Raw genomic sequence first — 17,554 nt, forward strand, 5'->3', positions numbered from 1 at the left:
CTGGCACCCGGTTTCTCATCATGATTGCTGACGCTTGTCTTCGGTATTGGTATCGAAGTCACTGGCGTCATGACGCTCGTGCAGCTGTTCGTTCAGCGGGCCGTTGGTGCGGTTAACAATACGACCGCGCTTCACTCCCGGACGGCTGGCGATGTCCTGCGCCCAACGCATGACGTTCTTGTAGCTCTGTGCATCCAGGAACTCGTCCGCCCCATACACGTTGCCCAACACCACGTTGCCGTACCATGGCCAGATGGCGATGTCGGCGATAGTGTACTCTTCGCCCGCCACATAGCGCCCACGAGCCAACTGTTTATCCAGGACGTCTAACTGACGCTTCGCTTCCATGGTGAAGCGGTCAATCGCGTACTCAATCTTCACCGGCGCATAGTTATAAAAGTGACCAAAACCGCCGCCGAGGAACGGGGCTGAGCCCTGTAGCCAGAATAGCCAGTTCAGCGTTTCGGTGCGCCCTGCCGGATCTTTTGGCAGGAAGTGACCGAATTTCTCCGCCAGGTAGAGCAGAATATTGCCGGACTCAAACACGCGAGTCGGCGGCGTGGTGGAATGGTCGCTAAGGGCGGGAATTTTCGAGTTTGGGTTCACTTCGACAAAGCCGCTGGAGAACTGATCGCCCTCGCCAATGCGAATCAGCCACGCATCGTATTCTGCCTGCGCAACGCCAGCCGCCAGCAGCTCTTCCAGCATAATCGTGACTTTCTGGCCGTTGGGCGTGCCCAGAGAGTAAAGCTGGAGCGGGTGATGGCCCACCGGCAGCGCTTGTTCATGAGTGGCACCGGAAATCGGGCGGTTAATATTGGCAAATGCGCCGCCGTTGTTTTGCTTCCATTCCCACACTTTGGGTGGCTGATAGGTGTTCTCTGACATAATCGCTCGCCTTATTTTGATGATGTGTTGAGGTAGTGAAGTTTAGCAGCTTCAGGCAAAAATCCGTGCCGCCCAGACGCTGACGTCGTCACCGCTGCCCAGATCCGGCTGTACCAGGCCGTTGACCATAAAGGTGGGGGAGACGTGAATGCCGTTCTGGCGCGCGTATCTAGCGTGCCATTTAATTTCTTTTTGCAGCTCAGGTTCGGCGAACGCCGCGGATAACGGTACGCCGCTGTAGCGCTCAATCCTCGCGATAATCTCCTGCGGCGTGGCGTCCATATTCGAGCCGCTGCAGTGGTCGGTAAACTCAAACTCTTCGCGATGATCGGCAACCGCTTTCATCACCTTATGCGCCGCCGCTTTACCGTCGGGTAGCGTAGAGGCGGCAAGAATACAGCGCACAATCACGCCGGAAAACAGATGCCACGGCTGCGACTGCAAACGAATTTTGACGCTGACATTCTCTTCACCGACGAGGTCGAGCAGCGCGTCCAGCTTGTTGAAAGTCTTAACGGAAAATGGGCAGGTGGGTTCCAGAAACACTTCGAAGGTACGTGTTCCATGGCCCCAGACTAGCGGCTGTGCCTGTAAACTCATGTGGACTCCTGATGTTTTTAAAGTGCATTTTGGGGATGAAAATTTTTGCCTCTGATGGGTCATCCTCGCATACACGGGTGTATGATTAATCCACTTTTGTTGGATTAATTTCAACGTGCGGGCGAGAAAATCGCACGGTATGTTTGAGGAAGGTTCATGAGCAAGGGAAGTACCAATAGTGACGCTCCATTTGGCACGTTGTTGGGGTATGCGCCGGGTGGCGTAGCGATTTACTCTTCAAATTACAGCAGCTTAAAACCGGGCGACATGCCTGATGACGCATCGTTTCGTAGCTATATCGACAACGAATACATGGGCCACAAGTGGCAGTGCGTCGAGTTTGCCCGCCGTTTCCTGTTTATCAACTACGGATTTGTCTTCACCGACGTTGGCATGGCCTACGAGATTTTCTCGCTGCGCTATCTGCGTCAGGTGGTGAACGACGCCATTCTCCCGCTCCAGGCCTTCGCTAACGGCTCTCGCCGCGCGCCGCTCGTCGGCTCTTTGCTTATCTGGCAAAAGGGCGGTGAGTTTAATGAAACCGGCCACGTGGCGGTGGTGACCCAACTACTGGGCAATAAGGTGCGTATTGCAGAACAGAATGTGCTGCACTCGCCGCTGCCCGCTGGCCAACAGTGGACCCGCGAACTGACGCTCGAAGTCAAAGACGGTCACTACACGCTGCAGGACACCTTTGACGACACCACCATTCTGGGTTGGATGATTCAGACCGATGATGCGCGCTACGGCCTGCCGCAGCCGGCGATTGCCGGTGAAGCGCTGAAGCTTGGCGGGGCGCGCCTTGAGAATAGCGGTCAGTTCGACGGCAAATGGCTGGACGAAAAAGACTCGCTCCAGCAGGCGTATATTGCCGCCAACGGTCATGTGATCAACGCCGATCCGTACCAGTACTTCACCATGACGGAAAGCGCCGAGCAGGAGCTGATTAAAGCGACCAACGAGATGCACCTGATGTATCTCCACGCCACCGACAAAGTGATGCGTGATGACAACCTGCTGGCGCTGTTCGACATCCCGAAAATCCTCTGGCCGCGTCTGCGCCTTTCCTGGCAGCGTCGTCGCCACGACATGATCACCGGGCGCATGGACTTCTGCATGGACGAACGTGGGCTGAAGGTTTACGAATACAACGCCGACTCCGCCTCCTGCCATACCGAAGGTGGCCTGATCCTCGAACAATGGCTGAAAACGGGCTATCGCGGTAACGGTCACAACCCGGCTAAAGACCTGCTGGGCGAGCTGGTGGGCGCGTGGAAACACAGTCAGGCCAGACCGTTTGTGCACATCATGCAGGACAACGATCTGGAAGAGAATTACCACGCCCAGTTTATGCAGCGTGCCCTTGAGCAGGCGGGCTTTGAGAGCAAAATTCTTTATGGCCTCGACGAACTGCGCTGGGATGCCGCCGGTCAGCTGATTGATGGTGATGGTCGTCTGGTAAACTGCGTATGGAAAACCTGGGCGTGGGAAACCGCCATCGAACAGGTGCGCGAAGTCGACGAAGATGAATATGCCGCCGTGCCGATTCGTACCGGTAACCCGGATAACGGAGTGCGCCTGATTGACGTGCTGCTGCGCCCGGAAGTGATGGTCTTTGAACCGCTGTGGACGGTTATTCCTGGCAACAAAGCCATTCTGCCGGTGCTGTGGTCACTGTTCCCTAACCATCCTTATCTGCTGGATACGGATTTCGAAGTTAGTGAACATCTGGCAAAAACGGGTTATGCGATTAAGCCTATTTCCGGCCGCTGCGGCAGTAATATCGACCTGGTCAGCGGCAACGATCGGCTGCTGGACCAAACCAGCGGTAAATTTGTTGATAGAAAAAATATTTACCAGCAACTTTGGTGCTTGCCAAACGTCGCAGGAAAATATATTCAAGTATGTACCTTTACCGTCGGCGGTAATTATGGCGGCACCTGTTTACGCGGTGACGAATCTCTGGTGATTAAGAAAGAGAGCGATATTGAGCCGCTGGTGGTAATAAAAGATAACGAATAAAGGTGAGTAGCCCGGACGAGGCGTTAAAAACGCCGACTCCGGGGATGTTCCCGGCGTCGCGAAGCTCTGCCGGGCTACGGTAAAAGAAAGCCTGCAATAAACACAACAACAAGACAGAAAAGGAAATGAATATGCACGATCGGCGACTCGCCGTGCGCGCGGGTGAACTCAAACCCTCCGCCGTCCGCGAACTCTTAAAACACAGTAAACTGCCCGGCGTGATTTCTCTTGGTGGCGGCATTCCTGCCCCGGAGCTTTTTGATACCGAAGGGCTGGAGCTGGCGGTGCAGAAGGTGATGAGCGAACGCTTTAACGACGCGTTCCAGTACGGTTTGACCGAAGGCTACCCGCCGCTGCGTCAGGCCGTCAGCGAACTGTGTCAGGCGCGCGGTGTGGCATGTCAGGCAAGTCACGTGTATATCACTTCGGGCTCGCAGCAGTCGCTGGATATCGTGGCCCGCACGCTGCTCGATCCGGGCGATGCGATTGTCGTTGAACGCCCAACCTATCTGGCGGCGCTGCAGGTCTTCCAACTGGCGCAGGCCAACATTCTGAGCGTCGATACCGACGATAACGGCATGCTGGTAGAACAGCTTGCTGAGCTGCTTTCCACCACTCGTGTGAAAGCCGTTTACCTGGTGCCTACCTTTGGCAACCCAGGCGGTAAAACCCTGAGCGATGACCGTCGTCGTCGTCTGGTAGAACTGGCGAAGCAGCATGATTTCGTCATTATTGAAGACGACCCGTACGGTGAAATTAGCTTTACCGATGAAGTACAGCGCCCGCTGTACCAACACGCGGTTGAATTGGGTTGTGAAGATCAGGTGGTCTACACCTCGACCTTCTCCAAAATTCTGGCGCCGGGTATGCGTATTGGCTGGATTGTGATGCCGGATTGGCTGGCGCAGCAGACGGTTATCGTTAAGCAAGCCGCTGATTTGCACACCAATATGCTGTCGCAGGTGATCACCGCCGAGTACCTGAGCCTGGGCCGTCTGGAAAACCAGATTGCGCTCATTCGCGAAGACTACCGTAAGAAGTGTGATGCGCTGGCCGACGCGCTGGAAAGCCGTCTGGGCGAGCATCTGGAGTTCAGTCGCCCTAAGGGGGGGATGTTCCTGTGGGCGCGCTTCCGCTATCCGTTCGATACCATGAAATGGCTGGAAAAAACGCTGGAAAACGGCGTGGTATATGTGCCGGGGGAAGCGTTCTATAACGATAATCCAGACACCCGTACTCTGCGCCTGTCGTACTCGACGGTCTCGCAGGAAGGGCTGATGACCGCCGTGGAACGCCTGGCGAAGTCACTGTAATTCTGTTTTGCTCCGCGCTGCTGTTCAGCGCGGAGTCTCTTCTCTTATTCCTGGTCGGCAATCCGGTCATCAAGCCAGATAAGCATCAGCGACGCCAGAAAGGCGGCGGCCCCAGTACCAATAAATAACAACATAAAAATATCCCGATTTATTCTTCTTATTATTCTGCTGTTTCCGCAGCGTGATTATTTCTATCCGTGAGGGTTATTTTAATATCATGTGGGGCGGTGGCGAGGGTAAAGAAACTATCGGCATCAATATCGAAATCAAGAATAATTTCCTTATATTTTCCACTGGAAATTAATTCGTTCGCTTCACTAATACTGTTGGCTGTAATGGTAGACATCGTAGGACCCTATTAGAAAACTCTCAAGAAAATAAGAGCTAGCGCTTATCAGATCAACTACTTTTTCCTGGAGTGTTTATCAGATGAAATCCTGATGATGTTAACGGGCAAAACATAATGTCTGATTTAACTTAAGCGGCAGATTATCGTTTCACTATTGCATTTTTATCCGATGAAATCTGGCCAGAAAAGAGCGCTATCTGCTACCTGAAGGGAACCGTCATCTAACCCGTTCATTGTAGAGTCTGCGTACCTCGTGAAGAGGAAATCTTTACGCCGATGAACTTGCTACCGTATTCCCCATTGAAATTGGGTGCAAAAAAAGCGGTAAAAATGAGCAATGTCGTTCCAGGTGTAAGCGGCTATCAAGGGCCAGCGGGTGGATGGGGTGCCGTCAAAGCGGTGGCTGCCTCGGTGTTTTCACAAAAAGCCGTCGCGCGTGACATCATCGCGATGTTCCGCATGAATCAGGTCAAAGGTTTTGATTGCCCGGGCTGCGCCTGGCCTGACCCTGGACACCGTTCACCCATGGAGCTTTGTGAAAACGGTGTGAAGGCCGTTTCCTGGGAAACCACCAGTAAGAAAGCTTCGCCGGAATTTTTCCGCCAGCATACGGTTGCTGAGCTGTGGCACTACAGCGACTATGAGCTGGAAAATATTGGCCGTTTGACGCACCCGATGAAGTACGACGCCGCGACCGACACCTGGCAGGCCGTTGAGTGGCAGGTTGCTTTTGCCGACATCGGCGAACAGCTGCGCAATATGGCTTCCCCGGAACAGGTAGAGTTTTATACCTCCGGGCGTACCTCTAACGAAGCGGCATTCCTGTATCAGCTTTTTGCCCGCGAATATGGCAGCAGTAATTTCCCAGACTGTTCCAATATGTGCCATGGGCCGACCAGCGCGGGCCTGACGCCCTCTATTGGTCTGGGGAAAGGTACCGTTGAACTGGACGACTTTGAACACTGCGACCTGGTGATTTGCATCGGGCACAATCCTGGCACCAACCATCCGCGTATGCTCACCACGCTCCGTGAAGTGGCGCAGCGTGGTGCCCGCATTATCTCCATCAACCCATTGGCGGAAAGGGGGCTTGAGCGCTTTAGCTTCCCACAAAGTCCGGCGGATATGCTCCAGGGGCACTCGACGATGCTGAGCAACGAGTACTACCAGGTGAAAATGGGCGGCGATGCCTCGCTGCTCAAAGGCGTCATGAAAGCGCTGATTGAGATGGATGAAGCCCGCATTTTGCTTGGCCAGGAACCGTGCCTCGACCGCGCGTTTCTGGCTGAGCATACCCACGGCTATCAGGAACTTTATGACGATCTGCACCGCTGTAGCTGGGCCGAACTGGAACACGACTCAGGGCTAAACCGTAGCCAGATGGAAGATCTCGCGGATCGTTACGATAAATCCAACGCCACCATTATTTGCTATGGGTTAGGTATCACCCAGCACAAGAACGGTACCGAGAACGTTCAGCAACTGCTGAACCTGCTGTTGCTGAAGGGCAATATGGGTAAGAAAGGGGCGGGGATCTGCCCGCTGCGTGGTCATTCCAACGTGCAAGGTGACCGATCGGTAGGCATTAACGAAGCGGCATCAGAAGAATTTCTGGTACGACTGGAAGGACGCTTTAACATCAGCGTTTCTCGCAAACACGGTCGCTCCAGCGTAGAGAGCATTCGCGCCATCGAACGTGGCGATGCTAAAGCGCTGATCTGCATGGGCGGTAATCTGGCGGTGGCGATGCCGAATCCGCAGCGAACCTTCGAGGCGATGAAAAAGCTCGAACTGCAGGTACACGTCGCCACGAAACTTAACCGCTCGCATCTGCTGATGGCGAAGCACAACTATCTGCTACCGGCGCTGGGGCGTACGGAACGTGACATGCAGGCCAGCGGGATTCAGTCGGTTACCGTCGAAGATTCCATGTCGATGGTGCACGCTTCCTGCGGGGCGCTGAAACCAGCCTCGCGCTGGCTGAAATCAGAACCGGCGATTGTAGCGGAAATGGCGCGTGCCACGTTGCCAAACTCTCCGGTGAACTGGGAAGATATGATGGGCGACTATGCGCTGATTCGCGATGCCATTGCCGATGTTATCCCCGCATTTTCCGGCTATAACGCCCGTATTGCTGAGCCGGGCGGTTTTCGCATGGATACGCCGGCCTCGCGCCGTGAGTGGAAAACGGCAACCGGTAAGGCCAACTTTGTGGTGAGCCGTGAGCGCGCCGTCGAACGTCAGAATCAACCCGCGGATTCGCTGGTGCTGGCAACATTGCGTAGCCACGATCAGTACAACACCACCATTTACGGTATGAACGATCGCTACCGTGGGATCACGGGCCGCCGCGATGTGGCGTTCCTGAGCCAGGCAGAAGCGGATGCTCGCGGGCTGGTGGAAGGTGATGTCATTAATATTCAGGCGTTGGACGATAGCGGTACACCGAGTACCGATCGGGTGATGTATGGGTTAACGGTGGTTATCTATAGCATGGCAGCAGGTTCCATTGGTGCTTATTTACCGGAGGCCAACGTATTGCTGTCGCTCGATGCCGTCGATACGCAGAGTCTGACGCCTGCCTACAAGAGCGTGCCGGTGCTTATCCGTAAAGCATAAGCCTCGTCTTCACCGCCAAAAACCAGCCTTCCGGCTGGTTTTGTTGTTTCTGGACATCGTGCTTTCGGTAATGAGATTAATTCTCAAATAACGCTTTACAGTCAAATTTTAAAGATGTATTTTAAATGCATCTTATGAAGCGGAGGTCATTATGAGCCATCTCAGAATTCCAAAAAACTGGACCATCAAACGTTCCACCCCGTTCTTTACTAAAGACAACGTGCCTGCCGCACTGCTCAGCCACCACAACACCGCTGCCGGTATTTTTGGCCAGCTCTGCGTCATGGAAGGGACGGTAACCTACTACGGTTTCGCCAACGGCGAGGCCACCGAGCCAGAGGTTAAAGTGGTGATTAATGCCGGTAGCTTTGCAACCAGCCCGCCGCAGTACTGGCACCGTATCGAGATGACCGATGATGCGCAGTTCAACATCAACTTCTGGGCCGAACCTGAATTCTCCGGCGACGAAGTCTACAGCGCGAAAAAATCCTAACTCTGCGGCTTCCCCATCATTGTTGATGGGGAAGCTCTTCCAATAGTGTAAAACGCCATGATGACATTCTTCACAAACCCATCGACGCGAGTCGATTACGGCGAGCAAGAGTGCTGCCGCGACCAACCTTTACTCCACGCTGCCGAATATCAGGAATATCTATACTGTGAGGGGCCAGCCTGCCCCGCCAGCCACACGGAGCGTCCTGCTGACGCCGCGCCAATTCGTTAATTTATCAGGGTGTCTAAATGAAGATTGTTGCTATTGAGGCAAATATTGCCGCAGGTAAAACCACGCTGCTTGATCCTCTGGCTCAGGCGCTATCCGAGAAAACGGGCGCCAGTTGGAAAGTTATTCGAGAGCCGGTGGATGAAGACCCGGTGTTTCTCGAACTTCTGCAGGTCTTCGTCGAAAATCCCCGCGATGCGGATGCGAGGGTGGCATTCCAGCTTTATATTACCCGCAGTCGACAGGCGCTTTTACAGGATATTCCTGACGGTAACTATGTGATTGAGCGTTCGCTGTTTAGCGATATTGTGTTCTGCCACGTTAACTTCCTGATGACCGAACAGCCTTCGGCTCGCTATATGTCCTATTTCTATCAAATTAAGCATTACCTGAAGCGCTACCCGCAGATTGACCTGGTGGTGTATGTCGACCGGGACGTGGAGTCATGCTTTAACGCCTGTATGGCGCGGGGGCGGGCGGGGGAGAGCGAATATACGCTGGACTATTTTGCCGACCTTAAAGCCTTCCACGATGCCTGCCTGCCGCAGATAACCCGCCAGTACGGATCTAAATTGCTGACGCATCGCGTAGAGTCAGGGTTTGCCTGCCCGGAAACGCTGGCAGATGCCGTCATTGAAAGCCTGAAAAAGTAACGATAAATCTATTCCACGGCGCAGCGCCTATAGGGAGGCTGCGCCTGAGGTCCTCAATCATTTCCCGCCGTTCTCTATTCCTCCTTGCTGCAAAGCAGCGTCTATACTCCCATTGAGGGGGGGGTATTACGACAATAACTACCCTTAATAGGCTAAATTTATTGGCTTAATTTGGCGTGGGTCAATAAATGTATTTTTGTTCCATCTTCGTTAATTGATCTAGATCAATTTATATGAATGTGAAAAATAAGTTAAATTATGAATCTGAACACGCTCTTTACATAAAATTACAAATCTGATGGCGGGCGTACCGGTAAGCGTAAGATCTTATTAATAGAAAAATCCTAAAATTTGATTATCTATTTCATTGATCTTCTTGTTTTTATTAAATAATTGATCGATTAAGACGATCTATATTCATTAAATCAATTGATTATAACTATCAATAATAATTAATTGATCGTTTTTGACGATATATATTCACTGTGTATATGATTAAACCGAAATTTAGCTAACGGATTTATAGAATCAGGAACAACAAATATTAGATAAAAACTCAGAACAGGACGTTGGGGTAATATATGAGACAATGTATTATCTCGGATAACAGTTTTTTTCTTTTGGCATTACAGGATGATGATGTTATCCAGGATGGCAACGTTTCAACGATCCACTCTCGGCAATTGCGGTCGAAGTGCTACTTACGCGCATCGGTTCGAGATATCTTCGTTGTTTATATTTCAGATGTTGTAGAGCGACATCGGATACTTAGTTTATTGGCTTCACCGACTTCTCGTTGTCGAATTGTACTGCTATACAAGATGGAAGCTTCTTCCGGGTACGATTTTCAGGGGCCTTTCCCTTGGTTAGTCTCTGAAAAAATAGGGTTTTCATATCTTTATACATGCCTGTATAAAGCGAGTAAATCTATTTATGACCAGAGGGATTTCTCTGAGAAAGAGCTGATTGTTTTTCGCTACCTATGCGAAGGGTATTCAGTATCCCAAATAAATAAGTTAGAAGGATTCAGTGAAAAACATATTTATTATTTGAGACAGAAAACAAAAAGGATGTTTGGCTTACGCGGAAATAATGCTGCGGCTCTCTCTTTTTATCTCGATATTTCTAAGCTCAATCGACGGTGGTAGTGCCATTGCTGGTGGTCAGCAATGGCACTATTACTGTGAGAAAAGAAATTTCGCTTAAGTAATGAAAAAGTATCTGGTGATATTTTTGCTATCACCAACCACCGCTGTTTTTAACAAAATGAGAATAAGATTCTCTATTAATAAGGAGTAGGTTTTATGGGCATTAATAAGGTTGCGCTGGTCATTATCTCTGCACTGTCTATGGCTTCAACGGCTGCATTAGCAGCGGATACCACGACCGTAAATGGCGGTACCGTTCATTTCAAAGGTGAAGTGGTTAACGCGGCCTGTGCCGTTGATGCCGGTTCTATCGACCAGACGGTACAGATGGGTCAGGTACGCTCCGCAAAACTGGCGACCGCTGGCAGCACCAGCTCTGCTGTGGGCTTTAACATCCAGTTGAACGACTGCGATACCAGCGTTTCGACGAAAGCCTCCGTGGCCTTCTCCGGTGCCGCGATTGATACCACCAACACCACCGTTCTGGCACTGCAGGGTTCAGCTTCCGGCGGCGCGACTAACGTCGGGATTCAGATCCTCGACAACAAAGGCAAACCGCTGGCATTGGATGGCGCAACCTTCAGCAGCGCGACCACGCTGAACGATGGCACCAACGTCATTCCATTCCAGGCTCGTTACTACGCTACTGGCGCGGCAACGGCGGGTGCGGCGAACGCCGACGCGACCTTCAAAGTACAGTACGAGTAATTCGTCCGGCAAGGATGCCACCAGGGCCAGGAAGGCCCGGTTATTCGCGAAGGGGTGGAGGGAATAAGTATGCAATGGATGAAATGGGGGCTGTTGGTTTCTTTGCTGCCGACCGTTGCTCAGGCTGGGAATCACTGGAACGTCACGGTGCCCGGCGGAAGTATGCGCTTTCAGGGCGTCATTATTGCCGAGGCCTGTAGCGTTGCCGCGAGCGACCGATTGATGACGGTAAAGATGGGGCAGGTTAGCAGCCATCGTTTTCATGCGGCAGGCGAAGAGTCTAATCCGATCGCTTTTGATATCCATCTTGAAGATTGCAGCACCGAGGTCAGCCAGCGCGTTGGCGTGTCATTTCAGGGCGTCGCGAGCGGTAAAGACCCCGATGTGCTCTCCGTGGGTGAGGGCGCGGGAATCGCGACCGGTATTGGCATTGCGCTGTTTGATGCTCAAGGCGAGCTCATTCCTCTTAATCAGGAACCCCGTCGTTGGGTACGGCTTAACGATGGAGCGAACACGCTGCATTTTGTAGCGAAGTACCGCTCAACGGACCGTCAGGTCGTCGGCGGCACGGCTAATGCGCAAGCCTGGTTTGCTTTGACTTATCAGTAATTAACCGGACACAGGATATGACGGTGAGTACACCAAGGGTAAACATGAATAAAACGTTGATGATGGTGTTCGGAATGCTGTTTATGGCAGCCGGACTGGTTTCTCCTGCGCAGGCGGGAGTGGCGCTGGGCGCGACCCGGGTGATTTACCCTGCGGGACAAAAACAGGTTCAGCTGGCCGTCACCAATACCGATGAGAACGGCACTTTCCTTATCCAGTCATGGGTGGAAAACGCAGCGGGTACTAAAGACGGGCGCTTTGTGGTGACGCCGCCGCTGTTTGCGATGCAGGGGAAAAAAGAGAATACCCTGCGTATCCTCGACGCCTCAAATAACCAGTTGCCGCAGGATAGAGAAAGTCTGTTCTGGATGAACGTCAAAGCGATTCCCTCGATGGACAAATCAAAGCTCAACGACAACACCCTGCAACTGGCCATTATCAGCCGCATTAAGCTTTATTACCGCCCGGCAAATCTGGCGATGCCGCCGGAAGAAGCTCGCGAAAAGCTGACGTTTCGTCGTAGCGCCGGCAAGCTCACGCTGGTCAACCCTACGCCGTACTATCTGACGGTTACTGAACTCAATGCGGGCACTCGAGTGCTGGATAACGCATTGGTTCCACCTATGGGCGAAACCAGCGTGAAGATTCCGGATGATGCGGGCGCAGAGATTACCTACAGAACCATCAATGACTACGGTGCACTGACGCCGCGCGTTATCGGCGTGATGCGCTAAACAACGGGAACTCCCCGTATCCCTTGAACAGAATAAGAACAGACAGCCGGGCGATGTCGAACCGGAGGGACTATGTCATATCTGAAATTTGGCCTCGACCATTTGCAGGCCCGACGCATACGGCTGATGCAGCTCTCCGTTGTGACTTTGCTTGCATCACCGGTCTTTCTGGCTCAGGCGGAGCTCTACTTTAACCCGCGCTTTCTGGCCGACGACCCCTCAGCCGTTGCGGATCTCTCCAGCTTTGAGAAAGGGCAGGAGCTGCCACCGGGCACCTATCGTGTTGATATTTATCTGAACGATGGTTTTATGACGAGTCGCGATGTCACCTTCAGCGCCGGTGAAGACGGCCATGGTTTGATGCCGTGCCTGACGCGCGGCCAGCTTGCCAACATGGGGCTTAATACGGCGTCGATTAAGGGAATGGATGCGCTGGAGCCTGACGCCTGCGTCCCGTTTACGGCCATGATCAAAGAGGCGACCGTTCGTTTAGACGTAGGTTTGCAGCGCCTGTATCTGACCATCCCGCAGGCCTTTATGGGGAATCAGGCGCGTGGCTATATTTCACCGGAGCTGTGGGATAACGGCATTACCGCCGGACTGCTGAACTACAACTTCACCGGCAATAACGTGCAAAACCGCGTCGGCGGCAGCAGCCAGTACGCCTATTTGAACCTGCAAAGCGGGCTCAACGTTGGCGCGTGGCGGCTGCGTGATAACAGCACCTGGAGCTACAGCAGCGGTTCGTCGAGCGAGAATAAATGGCAGCACGTCAACACCTGGCTGGAGCGGGATATCACCCCGTTCCGTTCGCGCTTGACGCTTGGCGACAGCTACACCAACGGCGACGTTTTTGACGGCATTAACTTCCGCGGCGCGCAGTTGGCGTCCGATGACAATATGCTGCCGGACAGCCAGAAAGGCTTTGCGCCGGTGATTCACGGTATTGCGCGCGGGACGGCACAGGTCTCTATCAAACAGAACGGCTATGAGATTTATCACAGCACGGTGCCACCGGGCCCCTTTACCATTAACGATCTCTATGCGGCCGGTAACGGTGGCGATCTCCAGGTGGCTATCAAAGAGGCGGACGGCAGCGTTCAGAGCTTCACCGTGCCGTACTCGTCTGTGCCTGTATTGCAACGTGAAGGCCACACGCGCTATGCGCTGACCGCCGGGAAATACCGCAGCGGCAACGATCTCCAGGAAGATCCTACGTTCTTTCAAAGCACGCTGATGCACGGTTTACCGGCAGGATGGACGCTTTATGGCGGCACCCAACTGGCGGACCGTTATCGCGCCTTTAACCTCGGCGTCGGGAAAAACATGGGGGAGCTGGGCGCGCTGTCGGTGGATATCACCCAGGCCAACGCCACGCTGCCTGATGACAGCCAACAGCAGGGCCAGTCGGTACGATTTCTCTATAACAAGTCGCTCAGCGATCTTGGCACCAATATCCAGCTGGTGGGCTATCGCTACTCTACGCAGGGCTACTATAGCTTTGCCGATACCACCTATCAGCGCATGAGCGGCCATAGCGTGGTGACCGAAGATGGGCCTGTCTACGTGAAGCCGAAATTCACCGACTACTACAACCTGGCTTACAGCAAACGCGGCAAAGTGCAGGTCAGCGTTACCCAACAGTTGGGGCGCACGGCGACCCTGTATTTAAGTGGTAGCCGCCAAAGCTACTGGGGAACCGATAACACGGACGAACAGTTCCAGGCCGGTTTAAATACCGCCGTCAACGACATCAACTGGACGCTGAGCTACAGCTTGACCAAAAACGCCTGGCAGGACGGGCGTGACCAGATGCTGGCCGTGAACGTTAACATTCCGTTCAGCCATTGGCTGCGTTCCGATAGCCAATCCGTCTGGCGTCACGCCAGCGCCAGCTACAGCATGTCTGACGATCTCAACGGTCGCACGAGCAACCTGGCCGGGCTGTACGGCACGCTGCTGGACGATAACAACCTGAGCTATAGCGTGCAGACCGGCTACGCCAGCGGCGGGGAAGGCAGCAGCGGCGGCACCGGCTATGCGGCGCTGAACTATCGCGGTGGCTATGGCAACGCAAACGTCGGTTACAGCCACAGCGACGGCATGAAACAGCTCTATTACGGCATGAGCGGCGGCGTGCTGGCGCATGCCAATGGGGTGACGCTGAGCCAACCGCTGAACGATACGGTTGTGCTGGTCAGCGCGCCGGGCGCGGAAGGGACCAGAGTCGAAAACCAGACCGGGGTGCGCACCGACTGGCGTGGCTACGCCGTCCTGCCGTACGCCACTGAATACCGGGAAAACCGCGTGGCGCTCGATACCAACTCACTGGCCGATAACGTCGATTTAGACGATGCGGTGGTCAATGTGGTACCAACCCACGGTGCGATTGTGCGGGCGCAATTCAAACCCCGTGTTGGGATGAAGCTGTTAATGACGCTGACCCACAACGGCAAGATGGTGCCGTTTGGTGCGATGGTCACGTCGACTGACAGCCAGAACAGCAGCATCGTGGCGGATAACGGCCTCGTGTACCTGAGCGGGATGCCGCTCGCCGGGAAGGTTCAGGCGGTATGGGGCGAAGGCGACGATGCCCGCTGCGTGGCGGACTACCGCATCCCGAATGAGAGCCAGGAACAGACGCTGATTCAGCTATCGGCCGTGTGCCGCTAAGGACAGAAGAATGAGAACCCCCTTTTACGTATTTAGCGTGTGTTTTGCGCTGACGGCTACCTGCGCGCTGGCGGCGGATAGCACGATAACCATCACCGGCAACGTCAGGGATAACGGCTGCGCCGTGGCGGGCGAGTCGAAGGACTTTACCGTCGACCTGATGAACAACGCTGCCAAACAGTTCAACGCCGTTGGCGCAACCACGCCCGCCGTACCGTTTCGCATCGTGCTCTCGCCGTGCGGCGGGGCGGTTTCCGCCGTGAAGGTTGGGTTTATCGGCGTGGCGGATAGCGGCAATACCAGCCTGTTAAAGCTGGACAACGGCGCGTCTGCCGCGGCAGGAATGGGGATTCAGATCCTCGATGGGCAGCAGACCATGCTACCGCTTAACGCCACGTCATCGACCATTGCGTGGACGACGCTCACGCCTGGCCAGACTAACACGCTGAATTTTTACGCCCGCCTGATGGCAACGCAGGTTCCGGTCACCCCCGGCCACGTTAACGCCACGGCGACGTTCACTCTTGAATTTCAGTAAGCGGAGGCGCAGATGAAACGGTTTTATTACGGCTGGCTGTGGGCGTTCGCGCTGGCGGCGGTCTCTCCGGCGCTATGGGCTGCCGATGTCACCATTACCGTTAACGGCAAAGTGGTGGCGAAGCCGTGCACGGTATCGACCACTAACGCCAACGTTGAGCTTGGCGACCTCTATACCTTTAGCCTGCTTTCCGCTGGTTCCGCCTCCGCGTGGCACAGCGTGGCGCTTGAACTCAGCAACTGCCCGGTCGGCACGTCGCGGGTGATCGCCAGCTTTAGCGGCACGGCGGATGCCACCGGCTATTACCAGAACCAGGGTACCGCCAAAAACATCCAGCTTGAGCTACAGGATGACGGCGGAAATACGCTGAACACCGGCGCGACCACGACGGTGACAGTGGAAGAAGCATCGCAGTCCGCGCGCTTCCCGCTAAAGGTGAGGGCACTGTCGGTTAACGGTGGCGCGACCCAGGGAACCATTAAGACGGTCATCAACGTCACCTATACCTACGCGTGACCAGGAGAAGAAAGTAATGAAGAATGTGATAGCTTTACTGACGACGCTGCTGCTGGCTAGCTGGTCGTTTAACGCCTGGTCGTTTGCCTGTAAGACCGCCAACGGTACGACGATCCCCATTGGCGGCGGCAGTGCCAACGTCTACGTGGACCTCGCACCCGCGGTCAACGTCGGGCAAAACCTGGTGGTCGATCTCTCGACGCAGATTTTTTGCCATAATGACTATCCGGAGACCATCACCGACTACGTGACGCTGCAGCGCGGCTCGGCCTACGGCGGGGTGCTGTCGAGCTTCTCCGGCACCGTGAAATACAACGGGACCAGCTACCCGTTTCCTACCACCACCGAAACGTCCCGGATTATCTATAACTCAAAGACCGACAAACCCTGGCCTACGGTGCTCTATCTGACGCCAATTAGCTCCGCCGGTGGTGTGGCGATCAGCGCTGGTACGCTTATCGCCGTACTGATATTGCGCCAGACCAACAGCAAGGACAGCGATGATTTCCAGTTTGTCTGGAACATCTACGCCAATAACAACGTGGTGGTGCCGACGGGGGGCTGTGACGTCTCCGCACGTAATGTGACGGTGACGCTGCCGGATTATCCCGGCTCCACGGCCATTCCGCTGACGGTTTACTGCGCACAGAGCCAAAAGCTGGGTTACTACCTTTCAGGGACGACGGCGGATTCGGCGAACTCTATCTTCACCAACACTGCCTCGGCCTCACCGGCACAGGGGATTGGCGTGCAGCTTACGCGCAACGGCAGCGTGCTGCCGGCTAACAGCACGGTGTCGCTTGGCACGGTGGCGACTTCCGCCGTCAGCCTGGGGTTAACGGCCAACTATGCGCGAACCAGCGGTCAGGTGACGGCGGGGAACGTGCAGTCGATTATTGGGGTAACGTTTGTTTATCAATGAGATAGAGAGAGAAGAAGCCATATTTGAAAGTTGCAAACGCAGAAAAGCAAAAACCCAGCCATAGGCTGGGTTCTTTAAATAGTGGTGCCGGACTCGGAATCGAACCAAGGACACGGGGATTTTCAATCCCTTTAAAAGAGCCCAAACGATCCATCAGCACTAACAGTTTTTTACTGGTTTACCTTGAGAAAAATATTTAAGTTTGGTTATTCATGACTTAAGTATTGCTTAAATACGGCGTTTCGAAGCTACCAGAATCCTACCATTATGAGCCTATACCCATAGAAGAGAAATTATCTCCCGTTCTCGCGATTCAATGACTAAAAATCAGACGGTGCAGGCTTTTAGATACTGATATTATATCTTTTGGGTAAAGTATTAATCTCTGTTGAGATAGGCTCTTAGCCCTAAAATAGCCGAGCAGCAAACGCCAAAACAACAATACTGACATTACCATTAACTGTCGCGATGGTTCTGAGTCGATCGTCTTTAAGTGTTTTACCATCAAATGTTGCGATGGTGCGGAGTCGATCGTCTTTCA

The 17,554-nt window shown here is 53.8% G+C and carries 15 protein-coding genes; 12 read left to right on the plus strand and 3 right to left on the minus strand.

Annotation, left to right across the window (positions count from 1 at the left end; genetic code table 11):
* Positions 1 to 18 precede the first annotated feature (18 nt).
* Positions 19 to 888 (minus strand): glutathione-dependent disulfide-bond oxidoreductase, encoded by an 870-nt coding sequence (gene yghU / locus RDN66_RS11960; protein WP_202217180.1) that lies wholly within the window; start codon positions 886 to 888, stop codon positions 19 to 21.
* A 51-nt stretch (positions 889 to 939) separates the two neighbouring features.
* Positions 940 to 1,488, minus strand: coding sequence for a thioredoxin (locus RDN66_RS11965; RefSeq protein WP_202217181.1), 549 nt, complete (start codon positions 1,486 to 1,488; stop codon positions 940 to 942).
* Between the two features lie 156 nt (positions 1,489 to 1,644).
* Between RDN66_RS11965 and gss the strand changes: the two genes are divergently transcribed.
* Both gss and RDN66_RS11975 read left to right on the plus strand, forming a co-directional pair.
* On the plus strand, positions 1,645 to 3,510 hold the full coding sequence (gene gss, locus RDN66_RS11970; protein ID WP_202217182.1) for a bifunctional glutathionylspermidine amidase/synthase: 1,866 nt from the start codon (positions 1,645 to 1,647) through the stop codon (positions 3,508 to 3,510).
* A gap of 131 nt (positions 3,511 to 3,641) precedes the next feature.
* Positions 3,642 to 4,823 (plus strand): PLP-dependent aminotransferase family protein, encoded by a 1,182-nt coding sequence (locus tag RDN66_RS11975; protein WP_035892067.1) that lies wholly within the window; start codon positions 3,642 to 3,644, stop codon positions 4,821 to 4,823.
* 160 nt (positions 4,824 to 4,983) lie between these two features.
* On the opposite strand, the gene RDN66_RS11980 is transcribed toward RDN66_RS11975, so the two are convergent.
* Positions 4,984 to 5,169 (minus strand): hypothetical protein, encoded by a 186-nt coding sequence (locus RDN66_RS11980; protein WP_035892066.1) that lies wholly within the window; start codon positions 5,167 to 5,169, stop codon positions 4,984 to 4,986.
* Positions 5,170 to 5,502: 333 nt separating this feature from the next.
* Here RDN66_RS11980 and RDN66_RS11985 point away from each other — a divergent pair, with 333 nt between their 5' ends.
* From RDN66_RS11985 to RDN66_RS12030, 10 genes are all read left to right on the plus strand, one after another.
* Positions 5,503 to 7,791, plus strand: coding sequence for an FdhF/YdeP family oxidoreductase (locus RDN66_RS11985; RefSeq protein ID WP_202217183.1), 2,289 nt, complete (start codon positions 5,503 to 5,505; stop codon positions 7,789 to 7,791).
* A gap of 151 nt (positions 7,792 to 7,942) precedes the next feature.
* A complete protein-coding gene (locus tag RDN66_RS11990) occupies positions 7,943 to 8,284 on the plus strand; it encodes a DUF1971 domain-containing protein (protein ID WP_035892065.1) in 342 nt (113 codons plus the stop codon).
* A gap of 248 nt (positions 8,285 to 8,532) precedes the next feature.
* Complete coding sequence (locus RDN66_RS11995; RefSeq protein WP_035892064.1) at positions 8,533 to 9,165, plus strand: deoxynucleoside kinase; 633 nt, start codon at positions 8,533 to 8,535, stop codon at positions 9,163 to 9,165.
* 1,304 nt (positions 9,166 to 10,469) lie between these two features.
* Positions 10,470 to 11,021, plus strand: coding sequence for a type 1 fimbrial major subunit FimA (gene fimA / locus RDN66_RS12000; RefSeq protein ID WP_035892063.1), 552 nt, complete (start codon positions 10,470 to 10,472; stop codon positions 11,019 to 11,021).
* Between the two features lie 69 nt (positions 11,022 to 11,090).
* On the plus strand, positions 11,091 to 11,630 hold the full coding sequence (locus RDN66_RS12005) for a fimbrial protein (protein WP_035892062.1): 540 nt from the start codon (positions 11,091 to 11,093) through the stop codon (positions 11,628 to 11,630).
* 17 nt (positions 11,631 to 11,647) lie between these two features.
* Positions 11,648 to 12,364 (plus strand): fimbria/pilus periplasmic chaperone, encoded by a 717-nt coding sequence (locus RDN66_RS12010; protein WP_081918521.1) that lies wholly within the window; start codon positions 11,648 to 11,650, stop codon positions 12,362 to 12,364.
* Between the two features lie 72 nt (positions 12,365 to 12,436).
* On the plus strand, positions 12,437 to 15,037 hold the full coding sequence (locus tag RDN66_RS12015; protein WP_202217184.1) for a fimbrial biogenesis usher protein: 2,601 nt from the start codon (positions 12,437 to 12,439) through the stop codon (positions 15,035 to 15,037).
* Positions 15,038 to 15,047: 10 nt separating this feature from the next.
* The gene (locus RDN66_RS12020) at positions 15,048 to 15,575 is read left to right on the plus strand and encodes a fimbrial protein (protein ID WP_308537871.1); all 528 of its coding nucleotides are present in this window, start codon (positions 15,048 to 15,050) and stop codon (positions 15,573 to 15,575) included.
* 12 nt (positions 15,576 to 15,587) lie between these two features.
* Positions 15,588 to 16,091: a fimbrial protein gene (locus tag RDN66_RS12025; protein WP_202217185.1), complete on the plus strand. Its 504-nt coding sequence runs from the start codon at positions 15,588 to 15,590 to the stop codon at positions 16,089 to 16,091.
* 16 nt (positions 16,092 to 16,107) lie between these two features.
* A complete protein-coding gene (locus RDN66_RS12030) occupies positions 16,108 to 17,013 on the plus strand; it encodes a fimbrial protein (protein ID WP_202217186.1) in 906 nt (301 codons plus the stop codon).
* Positions 17,014 to 17,554: the final 541 nt, after the last annotated feature.

Source organism: uncultured Kluyvera sp., from assembly GCF_902485085.1.
GTDB lineage: Bacteria > Pseudomonadota > Gammaproteobacteria > Enterobacterales > Enterobacteriaceae > Kluyvera > Kluyvera ascorbata.

Bases quoted from the DNA above. Each gene is read 5' to 3' on its own strand.
- RDN66_RS12020 (WP_308537871.1), top strand. From the start codon at position 15,048: ATGAGAACCCCCTTTTACGTATTTAGCGTGTGTTTTGCGCTGACGGCT.
- RDN66_RS12030 (WP_202217186.1), top strand. From the start codon at position 16,108: ATGAAGAATGTGATAGCTTTACTGACGACGCTGCTGCTGGCTAGCTGG.
- RDN66_RS11990 (WP_035892065.1), top strand. From the start codon at position 7,943: ATGAGCCATCTCAGAATTCCAAAAAACTGGACCATCAAACGTTCCACC.
- yghU (WP_202217180.1), bottom strand. From the start codon at position 888: ATGTCAGAGAACACCTATCAGCCACCCAAAGTGTGGGAATGGAAGCAA.
- RDN66_RS11975 (WP_035892067.1), top strand. From the start codon at position 3,642: ATGCACGATCGGCGACTCGCCGTGCGCGCGGGTGAACTCAAACCCTCC.
- RDN66_RS12015 (WP_202217184.1), top strand. From the start codon at position 12,437: ATGTCATATCTGAAATTTGGCCTCGACCATTTGCAGGCCCGACGCATA.
- RDN66_RS12025 (WP_202217185.1), top strand. From the start codon at position 15,588: ATGAAACGGTTTTATTACGGCTGGCTGTGGGCGTTCGCGCTGGCGGCG.
- RDN66_RS11980 (WP_035892066.1), bottom strand. From the start codon at position 5,169: ATGTCTACCATTACAGCCAACAGTATTAGTGAAGCGAACGAATTAATT.
- fimA (WP_035892063.1), top strand. From the start codon at position 10,470: ATGGGCATTAATAAGGTTGCGCTGGTCATTATCTCTGCACTGTCTATG.
- RDN66_RS12010 (WP_081918521.1), top strand. From the start codon at position 11,648: ATGACGGTGAGTACACCAAGGGTAAACATGAATAAAACGTTGATGATG.
- RDN66_RS11995 (WP_035892064.1), top strand. From the start codon at position 8,533: ATGAAGATTGTTGCTATTGAGGCAAATATTGCCGCAGGTAAAACCACG.
- RDN66_RS12005 (WP_035892062.1), top strand. From the start codon at position 11,091: ATGCAATGGATGAAATGGGGGCTGTTGGTTTCTTTGCTGCCGACCGTT.
- RDN66_RS11965 (WP_202217181.1), bottom strand. From the start codon at position 1,488: ATGAGTTTACAGGCACAGCCGCTAGTCTGGGGCCATGGAACACGTACC.
- RDN66_RS11985 (WP_202217183.1), top strand. From the start codon at position 5,503: ATGAGCAATGTCGTTCCAGGTGTAAGCGGCTATCAAGGGCCAGCGGGT.
- gss (WP_202217182.1), top strand. From the start codon at position 1,645: ATGAGCAAGGGAAGTACCAATAGTGACGCTCCATTTGGCACGTTGTTG.